8 protein-coding genes are annotated in these 13675 nt (G+C 40.9%); all 8 read right to left on the bottom strand.

Translation table 11 applies throughout. From position 1 onward, the window contains the following. Positions 1 to 525: 525 nt before the first annotated feature. Positions 526 to 711 carry a YqaE/Pmp3 family membrane protein gene (locus N475_RS19205; protein ID WP_063358140.1) on the bottom strand — a complete coding sequence of 62 codons (186 nt, stop codon included), beginning with the start codon at positions 709 to 711 and terminating at the stop codon, positions 526 to 528. Positions 712 to 949: 238 nt separating this feature from the next. Continuing rightward, complete coding sequence (locus N475_RS19200) at positions 950 to 1813, bottom strand: mechanosensitive ion channel family protein (RefSeq protein WP_063358141.1); 864 nt, start codon at positions 1811 to 1813, stop codon at positions 950 to 952. Then, positions 1813 to 2562 carry a hypothetical protein gene (locus N475_RS19195; protein ID WP_063358142.1) on the bottom strand — a complete coding sequence of 250 codons (750 nt, stop codon included), beginning with the start codon at positions 2560 to 2562 and terminating at the stop codon, positions 1813 to 1815. Before N475_RS19195 ends, N475_RS19200 begins: the two co-directional genes overlap by 1 nt. 7 nt (positions 2563 to 2569) lie before the next feature. Then, positions 2570 to 2947 carry a hypothetical protein gene (locus N475_RS19190; protein WP_063365807.1) on the bottom strand — a complete coding sequence of 126 codons (378 nt, stop codon included), beginning with the start codon at positions 2945 to 2947 and terminating at the stop codon, positions 2570 to 2572. Next, on the bottom strand, positions 2937 to 6995 hold the full coding sequence (locus N475_RS19185; protein ID WP_063365806.1) for an AMP-binding protein: 4059 nt from the start codon (positions 6993 to 6995) through the stop codon (positions 2937 to 2939). Before N475_RS19185 ends, N475_RS19190 begins: the two co-directional genes overlap by 11 nt. A gap of 12 nt (positions 6996 to 7007) precedes the next feature. After that, complete coding sequence (locus N475_RS19180) at positions 7008 to 9380, bottom strand: TonB-dependent receptor plug domain-containing protein (RefSeq protein ID WP_063365805.1); 2373 nt, start codon at positions 9378 to 9380, stop codon at positions 7008 to 7010. Continuing rightward, a complete protein-coding gene (locus tag N475_RS19175) occupies positions 9377 to 13105 on the bottom strand; it encodes a TIR domain-containing protein (protein ID WP_063358146.1) in 3729 nt (1242 codons plus the stop codon). Before N475_RS19175 ends, N475_RS19180 begins: the two co-directional genes overlap by 4 nt. Positions 13106 to 13350: 245 nt before the next feature. After that, the coding region (locus tag N475_RS25750; protein ID WP_162269611.1) for a Crp/Fnr family transcriptional regulator at positions 13351 to 13675 on the bottom strand (325 nt) is incomplete at its 5' end.

The raw sequence follows: 13675 nt of genomic DNA, 5'->3' as shown, positions 1-13675 counted from the left end.
GATTTAGTTGCGCAGAACAAGCATGCTTGAAACGGTTAATAAAGACAGTAATCAACTAACAGATGAGCTCTCTCGCTTTAAACTTTAAAATCGAAATGCTTCCAATCACATTGTTTATAAACAATGTTTATTTTCCATTTTTAATTGGGGCTCAATGAAGCTATTTTACACTGAAAAATACGGTAGTTTGATTACAAAAACCTCAACCAAACGTCAGGCACTCCACCAAATACTGGAATTGGCAACTCCAATAATGGCTGCTTGCCTTATGTTCGATTAGTCCAGACACAGTCAGAGTTTGATGGCCCAAATATGATGGTCAGTATCGCTATGATAGCAGCAGTTGTATCAAGACAACTTGTACACACGCGTAACAACAACTCAAATTATAAAAAATCGAGTCTATTACAATAGTATATGAACTGTGGGGTTATAAAGCGTTCAAAAACAAATGCGCGACGAGATCTGATATCGTTTAGTCAGACGCCTCGCGCATATATCTGAGCTTTATTTTACAGCTCCGTTTCAATCACCCGTTTTATTTGTGACAACCAACCAGATCGCATGAAGCATACCAGGAAAAACGCCTAGTAAAGTTAAAACAATATTGATAAAAAGGTGTGCACTAAAGCCTACTTGTAGAAATGCACCAATAGGCGGCAAGAAAATTGCCAAAACTAGATTTACTATGCTTATATTGTTTGAGCTCATGTTTGTTCTCTGCAATGTTTTTTACGTTGTAAGACACCCAGTGTGGACCCACACCAGTCCTATTGTCGTCGCCCTTTTTTGATAATACACTCAATGACCATTCGACTTAACAGTTACATTCAACCAGCCATGTTCGTGCAACTACGTAATAAAAGATAGTTCATCTATTGCAGAGTAGTTAATTTTTAAACCCCATTAATTTCACACCCAATCAACAATTAGCAACCCAAAATCATGATTAAGATTCATTATTTGCCAGCTCAATATTTTCTTTTGCACAGATAAGCAGCATAGCTCTACACAATTCACTTCTAAACAAAGGCTCATTACGCGCCAAAGCGACATGTACAATGGCACTTATTTGGATATTACCTTCGTTTTGCTTGAAATTAATTTTTATTGGTTCGCTCAAATCTACATAGCGCGAATTTTGTAATTCATTCCATAAACGACGCTCGAATATTTGCAGCTTGTCGGCAAAAATTGAGCTTGCAAGATAAAACGGTATTTCGCATGGGGCATTTGCACTACCTGAAGTTGCCGAAGCAAAACGTAAATGCCACATATCTGCTGTTGGAAACGTCACAATATAACCGTTAGATTGCTTTAATTGTGCATGAAAGCTATCCAAACTAATAAGCTCTCCTTTGCAATCAGCTATTTGCATTACATCCCCTACCTGAATCGTTTTGTTAAACCCTGTTAGCACTTTAAAAGCAAAGCCAGATAAAAGCGACTTGAGCGCATCTGTGCCAACAAAAGTCAACCAAAAAAACATAAGCAAGAACGAAATAGTAAGACTGTCAATAATATCCTTTGATTCCTCACTCATTAGATAAGCAATAACACAAAGAAGGATTGGTAAACAAAAAAACTGACAGATAAACACCCAAGCCTGAACTTTGGTAAATTGGCGATGCTGTGCAAGCTCATTGCTGTGAGACAGCATTTTATGTTCGGATAACCCTGCTTTTGAACGCGCTGCTTTGCGCTGTGTTTTAACCAAAGTGAAAATTGCTAGCACAACAAACTGACTTGCTATGAGCAGCCCCACATAAACCGCAACGTAAATGTTTTGAAAGTACTTAATTAGTTCTTCCATCACACCCACCTCTTAGCAAGCGCCATAAGATCAACACCTAATTTTGCTCGCACGAAAAACACCGCGATTGGAATATACTTTTCGTTAATCGTGACAAGCCCAAATGATTTTGTGACTACACCTGTGTCCAGCAACGTAAAAAGCAAAGCTTTAAGACCAGAGTGTGAGCCACCCAACACCTTTAATATTTCTTCTTCTTGCATAGGGCTAGAAAAAGTCAGCAGCGCCAGTAGTGCTAGCTCGTTTCGTGTTGAGTCCCGCTCTAATATTTTGCGCAATTTTAAGTAAGGTTCAGCTAACCCTATTCGATCATTGGTGATTGTGCGACCTTTTAATTCAAAGAGGACTAGGCCATCAATGGTATTTTGCCAACTTAAAAATCGCCCTTTATGATTTGCACTCACTTCTGTGCAAAACATCAAATCTAAATTTTTAGCATGAGCTAAGAAAGCGAAAACAAAGATGTTTACTCTAACTTTGATATTGCCACCACGATGATTTGAGATAAATTTGAGCCCCAACAAAAAGTCTTTTATAGGGCCAAAGCCTGCTTCGTAGCGTTTAAAAAGCGTGTCCACAGACGAAATGTATAGCGAATCTGAAGCAGGTAATGAATCTGCTAGTGCTTCTAAGTAACCACCTTCCTTTTGGTTTGCAAGCGCTACAGCTTGTGAATGTAACGATAAAGCATCAACTGTCGCTTCATCCCTTAAGTGCGCAAAACCAGTCATTAATTCTACTTTTAACATATCTAATTTACGCTCCTCGACACTCAAAAAGCGAATGCAAGGAAGCAGGTAACTGCGTCAGCCACCTTGCTCCATTATCTTCTACTAACTTTCCGACGGCTCTGATCGATTTCAGTTGATGAGCGGTTATTTGCACTACTTCTTGTTCTTGCGCAAAACAAAAAATAGTTTTATCTGGATGTTTATTTGAATAGTCCACCAGCTTAGGTAATGTGGGTGGTATGTGTTTGTTGGTTAATTCACATGGTAAATATATGAACAGGTAATAGTCGATATCTACCATGTTGTTGTTTGCATCAAAATACATGTTCAATCCATCACCAGCTTTATCCAATAAATTTTGTATTGCGGGGTTGCTGCGATTAGCAAAAATTTCAACATTCATAGTGAGCCTCCTTCCCCTTTGAAACGATTAGCTCCCTGACAAGATGAGCGATATTGCAAATGTGGGGGGGTGACATCAGCTCATAGTGATTCGCATCTATTGCCACCTTCATGCAACTATTTGTTGTTAAAAGAGACCAGTTGTCATGTAGTACGGCGCCTAATTCTGGGTCTCCATTAATTTCCTTTAATAATTTTTGGTCTGCCGCGCTAATCTGCAGAATAGGGCAATCTAACGTTTCGTTACTCAGTCCATTTTGCCAATGGTGTTGATAGTACGCATAGATTCTGTTTTCTAACATCTCTTTAGGTAAACCAGAATGCGTGAGCTCAGTAATAGTTTGCAGTGCTAAGCTATCTCGCATGGCACGGATTTTATCCGGCAAATGATTAAATAGTTTGGTATGAATGTAGGCGTCAATTAACGTGATACTGGATACCGCCACCTTGCGATTTTTCAGCGTTTGAGCCACACGCATAGCTAAGTTACCACCACCCGAGAAGCCAACTAAATGAATCTCACTTTGTCCTAAACGAATGACATCGTCACAATATGTATTGATGATGTCGTTGCACGACTCAAGGAAGTGAAATGCAACAATTGACGTATCTTCTAACATTTGGGATAGAGATTTGTAGCAAAAGCCCAATCCTGAGGCTGGAGGAAAACAAAATAGTGTTGGTTCGGTTTTGTCGTTGTAGCTTACATACCTTGCTCGATTTACGTCTCCAAAGTGAAGCTTGCTAATGCTTTGCAATGTTCTATCTGGCGTCAACATTTCTAATTCAATTTGCCACCCCAAGTGAGATTTAAGTTCGGCTGCAAGTAAAATTGTGCTCACAGAGTCCGCCCCTAACTCTTCAAGACACTGATCAGCGGTCGGCAGATATGACAAGTTTAAAACCTGCTTTACCACCGCAAAAAGATTAATTTCGTCTTCATCGTTTTTGACTACATGTCCTTCTGTTGAGTGCATGTTTAACAACGCTTTACGATCTATTTTACCGTTATCCAATCTGGGAAAATCATTCAAACAATAATAAGCTTTGGGAACCATGTAGTCTGGCAATTTAAACTTAACAAGCTTTTTGAGCTCTTCAATCGTCAACGACGCGAAATTGCTCACGGCGCTGTCCAATAAAAAGACCAATATATGTGCACCTAAAGGTGTGCTGATAGTCAATATTTTGAAAGTATCAAAAGGTAGTACTTCCTCAAACACGGTTCTGAGCTGTTTAAGGTCAACTTGCTTACCATGTATTTTAATTTGCTCATCAACTCTACCCTCAATGACAAATTGTCCAGTGCTTGTTTGATAAGCTAAATCTCCGGTTGGATAGAGTTGATCGTGCTGGTTGTATGGGTGGGCACAAAACGCTGTTTGTTTGACCTGCCCATTTTTCATATACCCTCTCATCAAGCCTACACCACCTATGGCCAGTTCCCCTATTTCGCCTTTTTCAACTTCCTGTAACTGTTCATTTAGCACCAGCAATTCAACACCTTCGTGCGCAGTACCAATTGAAATGGGCGCTTTGGGATCAAGTGTGCTTAGCACACTTTGAGCTACATCAATTGTCGCCTCTGTAGGGCCATAGTTATTGATAAGCGCAATTTTGTTTTTTGTATTTGCTTGTTTAAAAAGTTCAATTGTTTCGCGCTGAACCTGCTCTCCCCCAACTCTAATGCGGCTTAAAATACTCAGCTGCTGCTCATAGTTATGAGTTAAAACATAGCTTAAAAATGCATGTAACTGGCTAGGAACCATTAGAATTTCTGCAATGTTATAGTCACTAATGTATTGAATGAGTTGCTCTGGAATGTTTCGATCTTTTTCTGGCACAATAACTAAATAACTACTCGCATATATCCAGCCAAAAAGTTCCCAGATAGCCCCGTCAAATTGCGGCGTTGTTAGCTGTAAATAGCCCTGAGATGGCCTAACAGGATCTCTCTGTTGTTTGTTATACAAACGATGATGCAACCCAAAATCATCTATCAAAACGCCTTTTGGTTCGCTACTTGAGCCTGATGTATAGCACAAGTAGTTTAGACTTTTTGGAGTCCTAAGGTCTGGCAGGTTTTGGTCTGCTAAGTAACTATCTTCAGCAAGTTCTTCGATACATAGCCTTGGATAAATAAGACAATTTTCATGTTCGCTATCTGTGAGCAGTAACATGGCTGAACAGCTAGATAGTTGTAAATACGCTTCATCGGTTAGTAACTTGTCTCCTGATTTTAACGTTACAAACGCTCCGCCCGCTTTTAGTACACCAAGAATCGCTGTGATGTAAGTAATACTGGGCCTAGCGCATATTGCCACAATACAATCTTGGCCCAGATTATGTTCATAGCGTAGACAGTGGGCAATCTTGTTCGCCCGCTTGTTTAACTCTGTGTATGAGATCTTCTCTTGACCAAAAATAAGTGCTGTCCGGTTAGGAGCAGCCTGCTCAACCATTTCAAACTGCTCAACAATACTAATAACTTTATGACTTGACTCACTTTGAACTTCTGATTTTGTCGGCCATGGAACCTCGTAATCAGACAGTGCTTTCAAATCACATTTGCCACTTTGTGTTTTTGGCCAAGTAAGTACAGCTCCAATATTCGCGATTGATATGTTCACATTGCACGTTTTCAAAATGTGCTGTTGAATATCTCGGGGGGTTAACCCTGTCTTTGAAATTGTTTTAACTAACACGAAAAGACGTATTGTGGTGTGTGACTCTAGGTCTGTTTTTGACGTTACCCTAATATCTTCTGGTTTTAAAAGTGACTCTAACTGAGTCGCGATACTTTCTAAGTTTATGATTTTTCCATTGACTTTTACTTGCCGGTCAACTCGCCCGCAAAACTCCAAATCACCACCTTTTAAACGCCGAGCAAGATCGCCAGTTTTATATGATCGTCTCCCTGACAGGTAGCTAGTTTGGAATGCGCTTTGTGCGTGCTCTTCTATGCCAACGTATCCAAGCGCAACTTGCTCACCTACGATATAAAGCTCTCCGACATCTCCATCTTTGACTGGCTTGCCATTACCGTCGAGTAAATGAATTGAGTCACGATAGATCGGTTGTCCAATCGGGACTGAGCTATCACCTGATATAGGCTTAGACAAACAATCAAAGTGCGTAACTTCAATTGTCGCTTCAGTTGGACCATAAAGGTTAATCAACGATACATTCTCTCGGCCAAAAATACGCACAAATTTATCCACTAACGCTTTTGGCAGGATCTCACCGCCGACCAAGACACGCCTTAGCGATGAAAGTTCTTCAATATGAATGAATTTCTCTATGTAAACTAACAGTGCGAATAGAAAACTAGGAACAAGACTTATTTCCTTAAGATTTAAGTCACGAATTTTTTGGCAAAGAATGTCTGGCCTCTTTTCATCTCCATCCGTAAGTACGAACAACGCGTTTTTAGAGAATAAAAAACCAAATAGCTCTCTTATTGACACATCAAAGCTCAAAGGCGCTTTAAGCAATTCAATACTTGAGCTTTCTACGGGATAGACTGTGTTTTTCCAGGCTAAGTGTCTATATACAGAATCATACTTTACCTGAACACCTTTTGGTTCCCCAGTCGTTCCAGAAGTAAACAAAACATACATTATGTTACCAAAGCTAAAGGGCTCGCACTTGGTTAGTACGCTTTTTACTTTGGGCTCTTTGCGCAAGTCAATGGTCGAAATACCTATCATTCTAAATTTCACAGGTTTGTCACAAATTAGTGTTTTACACTGTGCCTTTTTCAACCGAGCATTGATTGCGCTATTTGTCAGCTGCCTATCTAACGGAATAAACACAGCTCTTATACTAACCAAAGCCAGCACGCTCACCACTGCGTCTGCAGAGCGAGCCTGATAAATAGCAACCTTATCTTGAGGTTTGATCCCTTTCTCAATAAACCACTGAGCACGATTACATACTTTGCCCCATAGTTGTTCATTACTAAACGACCGCTCATCATCCAGCAACGCAAGTGCATCAGGAAACTCTGCAGCCCTATACCTCAAGCGCTCTACAATATTTCTAAACATTCGCGATACTCCTTAAAGCTGATATTTGAATGACATAAAGACTTGCCTTGGTTCGGCGGGAAAGCCCCGCTTTAGCCAAGCGTTATTTGATGAAACAGGATGTGTATGATTGGTACCGAAAAGATTTTTCACACCGAATTGTGAAGTCACCGGAAGGCCAAAAACCTCTGACATTTTGAAGCTCACATCAACTAGATATGCGCTGTCACTGTAAGGCTTTTCGGGATTGATATACGTACAACCACTTTGCAAAGTACACGAGGAAAAACTGTTGTACATTTTGTCCAAATATCTGGCTGAGAGCCCTACGTCCATCCCCTCTGCGATAGTTACGCCGACTCTCAGTTGTGCTAGCTGTTCAGGGGATGAAGGTATTCGATTATCCATTTGATAATCTTCAGCATGATAATAGTTGATCCCTAACCGAGCAAAGAGCTGCCCCCAAGATACTTTTGCAGATAGCTCAGCACCTTTTGCCGCGCCTGTGCGAGCAAAACTTTGCAACCCATGCCGGACGATTAAGCCATTCAATTCACTATAATAAAGGCTTATTTGCGAGCTAACTGATAAGTTGATAGCGTCATCAGAGAACTGATTCAAGTAAATAAATTCCCACGACTTCACCTGTTCTCGTTTAAACGCTTTCGCTGAGAGTGCTTCGAGTACATCTGCATTTTGTCCAAAAGAAGGATTGCGCGCGCCTACACCGTAAATTAGTTTTAATACCGCGCTATCGTTACTTTTATAAATAACCGCCACTCTTGGTGTGTATTCTGTAGGCAAAACCCCCACATTTGCTTTTCGCTCATACAGTGAACGTGGCCCATTCATTGCGGGAGCATTTGCCGAATGCAATGCCTCATTACATAGGTTGAGTGGATTTTTGCAGCCAAAAATCATTTGATAACTGGTTACACGCTCAGCACGCACACCCGCATCAATTAGCCACTTGTCGTTTAATTGATAATCCAACTGAAAAAACATTGAGTGCGTGTCTAACGTATCGTCATGGTCAATAGAGATATATCTATCTGTTACACTTATTGCTGTGCCAATGTCGAAAGTAGTATGCAAATCTAGGGCTCTTCGACTTTGCCCCCCAAACCTTATATTCAGCGGCATCTGATATAACTTGCGGCCATTTAAAGATACCTCCCATTCGAGCTGTATCGCTTTTGAACGATAACTTGCAAAACCATATGTCACTCCACCAGACGCATAATCTTGAAGGGAATTGTGAGAAAAGTAACCCAAAGTAGTTTTGGTTTGTGCGGCGTCATCAAGCCAAAAATGTCGATAACTAAGGCTCAAATTGGTTCCATTGATATCTGCATATTGACGTCCGGATATCCTGCCAAAGTGCTTTGAGGCAAAACTCAGGTCAGCCAGAATCCCTTTCTTTGCTTGTGAAAAGTTAGCATTGAGAACCAAGTTTTTTCTGTAATTGGAAGACAACCCCAAGAAGAAAGACTGTGCCGATAGAGAATCGTTATAGTCAGACGTAAAACCTGAATCTGTATTAAGGGCTTTAGTATCAAACTTACCTGCATCATATGAAGCGCCAAATGTGAGCGTGTGATTGCTGTTTCCTTCATAGCTTAGTTTAGCCCCTACCCTCATATCCCCGAGGTTGTTCATCGAATAACTGATCTCATCATGGGAAACATCAATCTGTCCGCTGGAGTCTGCTCTTGTAATAATGTTTATTGTTCCGAGTAAAGCTTGATTACCATAGACAACCGACATTGGCCCCTTAACCACTTCAACTCTGGTAATAGCCTGAACGGGAACATGTGCCCTAGTTAACGGAAACTGCCCCCAATAATCTTCATATTGGGCAACTCCGTTTATCATTATTAAAAGACCATTGTTGACCCCACTGCTCATATACCCACGTACACCAACATTTTGACCAGATCCCGTCCAACTATGTTCTTCAACCAAGTAAAGTCCTGAAACATGGTTTAGAACTTCGGTCAAAGTCTGATAACCAAATTGTGAAATTTCAGCTTGGGATATAACCACAACACTTGCAGGCGTACTGGCAAGAGTTTGGCTTTGCCTGCCTCCTGTGGATAATAGACTGTTAAGAGAGCCGGTATCTTGAAACTCATATGGCTCTAACAGAGCGTATACAAGCTTGTTATTTGGAACAATCACGGCTTTATCTTCAAACCCTCGCAACGAAAAAACCAATTGATCATTAACGACGGCATCAATCTCAAATGAACCATACTCGTTAGTGAAAGCAACAGCTCCATTTCGGATATTCACCACTTTTACTTCATTCAACCACGAATCACTCAATGCATTCGAGACTTTACCAATAACCTTTGCGTGGCTATAACTACTCCACATAAAGAGGAATATGATCAATAACTTCATAGTTCATTTGTTCCTTTTGCAATTATATTTTCCGCTTGTACAACCAAATATTGAATATCGAGAGGCAGAGGGACGATATGCCCGCTGTCGGTGCCAAGATAAATAAATGATGCATCATCATTTTCTACATGCGTGGCACTGTAGACCCAGTTAGAATGTTGAATTTCAATAGGTGTGCGGTTGGAGGTATTCACGCCAAACGGCCAAAATTTGATGGTGCCACCTACTCCTGTGCTTACCATTTGCTGCTTGGATGCTACATAAAAAGCGGAAGATATGGGGTGTTCATGTGCCTTACCACGCCTAGACAACCTGACATCATTCTGACCATCAATTACATAGCTACTAAAAACACTGTTTGTATCAACAAACACTAAACGATTGGCCACAAACTCTGCATGTGTCACCTTGGAGTGATAAGGTTCTTGCCAAACAATGTGGAATTGCTCTCCCTGTAATTGCCAAAGGATGAGATTTCCTTCAGTATGAGAAAAGGCATAGGTCATGTCTTGATTTACAAACAACTCACCTGCACCATTAATTACATGCTTAGTTTGGCGTTCTCGATTTGGCTGTAGTGCTAGTATTTTCTCTCCACTTTGTACCCAAGTTAGTTCACCGGAGAGGGTTAAGATCCTTTCGGCGTTGAAATTGGAAGCTAGCCTTACAAGCTCCCACTTCGCCTCTTTTTCATTTATCTCATATACGACACCAGCTTCACTCAGCAACACCGAACGCTGCTCATTGGAAAGCAATTGAATCACTTTGAATGGAAGTTGATACTCAAATTGCTTAATCAGACCGTCGCGTTGAGTAAATTGATGAGATACAAACCGGTTGGACCTATCGATACTCAACAAGCTGCTTTTTTCTTTAATAAAAGATAGGTGTTGAACCGGCTCAATATGCGCATGTATTGATGAAAGGTTAGGCTTGATCTCTCGATACAGTAAGTTGTATAGAATGTTGTTTCTAACATCTGCATTTAGACTTAGCAGCCTTTTGTAAGCCCTAACGGCAAGTGTTATTCGTTCGACCCCTTCATTTTGAATTTGCGCTTGATAAATAAGCGCCTCTATTTCAGCTATTTGTTTTAAGCGCAGCGCTTTATCAGCTTGATTCTGTGCCTCGGCTTGATGTGATAATGCAGCTCGCTGAGCCCGCTCCGCTTGAGATTTAAGTATCAGCGCCAAGTCTTTTTGCTTTTGCGCGTTTTCCCTTTCTGTCTCAGCCCTTAGCTTTTGTTTATTGGCAAGTTCTGTTTGTGCCATCGCCAATAAAGTTTTTTCTTGTGCTTTCAAACGAGCCAGCTCTGCTTGCTTTGCAAGCTTATTTGCTTCTTCTGTTTTCTTTTCTAACTCTGTATTTTTTAGCTGAATTGCCAAGGTTTGCGCTTCGGCAATTTTGCCATCTTTTACGGCATTGACACCTAAAAGAAGTGACACGCAACATAACACCAAAGAAAGTACAGAAAACACCTTGAGGCGGGTTTTATTTCTGCGTTCGCTTCGTTTTGCTTGTTCAACATAACCCCTACTATCATCTATAAACTGAACCAGACTTTCTGAGGGTTTTGGCTCATTTGCGTGTGCAAGCGCGCCTTTAAGCCATGCACTAGCTAAAATTGATTCTGTATTCCCAAGAAGGAATTCTTCAGCATTATTTTGCTCTTTCCAAAAATGTAGCTTTTGCGACCAGTAACGATAGGACTCTAGATATTCTGTGTTACCGCTGATTTTTGCCAATAGCTGAGTAAGTGAAACTTCTAGTTGCTCATCGACTTCAAAAGCTGCGTGACAATGAGTTTGGTAGCACTGGTCATATTTAGCCTCCCTAAACCGTTTCAACTTGATAAAGGTGATGGGTTTATTCAGGTCGCTCGCCATTTCCAAAAGGCTGTCGACTAAATTAGAGGCTTGTCTAGGCAAAACAACTAAAACTCGACTGGATGACGTCATCATTTCTTTGAACAAGGCGTAATCTTGGTCACTATAACCTGGGTCACCATAGTGAACGCTTTTTTCAAGTTCTCTAAGACGCCGCTTTAATCGGTGTGCAAAATGATTGTCTTCTGCATCAGCACAAACGAATATATCGACACAATTGTCGACTCGCTGCTCTAACTCCTGAGCGCTATATTCTATAAAATCGACGAGTGATTGGGGGGCACCAAAGGTAGAGCGAACTTGAGCAATAGCAAGAAATTGCTGATAATCCACCAGTTCGGTATTGGTTAAAAGAATTCCGTCGCTTTTCCTTTCACCCCATTGAGCCGCCCTGCAAAACAAGTTATTTCTCAAACTGAGATAGTCTTTATCTTGCTCAAGGTGATGAAGGAGTAGCTCACAGAGTTCTTCGTTATTTGCTTTAGCATCAAAACGAATAATTTGTCCCAAATCTGACCCTTTTTCAGGAGAAAGATTCTCTAGCAGAGTAAAGCTGACCTTCTGATTTGATTGCACATAGTCCCTAACATACTTCCAGGCAGAGGTATGAGTTATGCCGTCACTGGCGACCACCACAATAAAAGTCGCGGTGCGAAGACGTCGGTACAAAAGTTTGTCGAGAGAACAACTTTGTACGTTATCAAGCGTCTCGGTGACGGTTACATAGCCGCGCTGAATTAGGCTATGGCAGAGCTTATTTACTTGAGTTTGATCATTTGAGTGATGTACTACGCAAATATCAGAAAGTTCGTCCTGATGATATAGCCGTGACGCGTTAATAAAACTCGTATGCTCATCCAAAGGAAAAACTTCTAACTCTTTAGCACGCCTTACATTGGTCAGCCAGTTACATGCGTTTGACATGGCTTGCCCATACAATAAGTGTTCGTGGCTTTTGAGTGAATTTACCCACTTATCAGCATGGAGCAGCAGCTCGCAATGGGGGTGTAAAACTTCTTTATGTTGATTCAAAGCAAAAACCAACATGGACAATGTTTGCGTATATGTCCGATTACTGTTAAACATCATCCAGTTCAATTTTTGCAGTTTTTCTGGGATATCGCCTTCGCTAGCCCCCATATCCATATGGTGAATAGGTATAATCCGCTTATTCAATGCAAGCGCAGTTTGCAGCTCTCGGTTGCAATACTCCGAGTTAACCGAGTGAGGAGACAAAATAAAGCAAAAATTATGGGCGTAGCGGATCCCTTCATCAATTTTTTGTTGAAACTCAACTGCGATAGCAATGTTCTCTGTATCAAGCCAAACCTTGTATCCTTGATCAATGAGAGATTGCCTGAGCTGAACTGCGAATTCTTTACTGTGTCGACGGCCATAGGAAATAAAGACATCAAATATGTCATTTTCACTTTCTGGGGGCTTGATTTGTGATGCTTGTCTGAAAAAGTCAGCGATTTCGTCTAGCGATTTTAACCATACAGCCCCGTTTCCTTCGACTAGCCTACCGATATCCTCAAGGATGCTTAATTGTTGCTCTGTAAAACTTTCGTCACCATCCTCTTCTAAGTAACAATAAATGGTTCGATCAGTGCGTTTGTAAGAGGTATCGACCACTTCTGCAAGTGCAAATAAACCTTCTATTTTTGGTGTAATAACAAACAGGCAAAAATCTGCTGTTTCTCGCGCAATAAGCTCTCGTTCATAACATTGCTCGTCCCAGTGCTCTACAACTGGATTAAAGTAATCTACCGCTAAATGCGGTATAAGCTTGTCCCGCCATGTGGATTGGTTACATGTTCCACCTAGAAAAATTATCATGTAAAAGCCTTTATTATTAAACACTCAAACGGCTCTACTTGCAGGCCAGTTAAAGGCAACTACAGTTGTCTATCTCAATGGACCAATAAGCCAACAGGATTGATAGTTGGGTGCAACATGCCTTAGCTGCAACCAATTACCCTGTGGGTTAATGTAAGAAAAATGTGGGTGGGAATAATGTGGTAAATATACGAATTATTGCATCAAAACAATGCTTTGAATGGCTTAGCTACATGTTTGTGTCTTTATTGATGCTTAATCCTACTCAGTGCGACAGGTGTGATCCCCAAATACTTAGCAATGTCATTTTGAGTCAGCTTTGCTACCAATTGTGGATCATCGTTGCGTAAATTATTGAACCGTTCTGTTGCTGATAGCGTTAACAGTTCAAACTCTCTGCGCTCTTTCTTAAGTGCTAAACCCAACAACACGCGAATAATATCCTGAGAAATAACCACTGAGTCTTTGCTTGCTTCCAATAACTTTTTAAAGGGGATCTGTACGAGTAGAGACGGCTCCAACGTTTCCAAACTAAACGTGCAAGGTACTTTGTTCTGCGCAACTAAATCA

Origin of the sequence: Pseudoalteromonas luteoviolacea DSM 6061 (genome assembly GCF_001625655.1) — a bacterium.
GTDB lineage: Bacteria > Pseudomonadota > Gammaproteobacteria > Enterobacterales > Alteromonadaceae > Pseudoalteromonas > Pseudoalteromonas luteoviolacea.
Note: the sequence above shows the minus strand (reverse complement) of the source record. Positions and strands in the feature narration are given on the sequence as shown.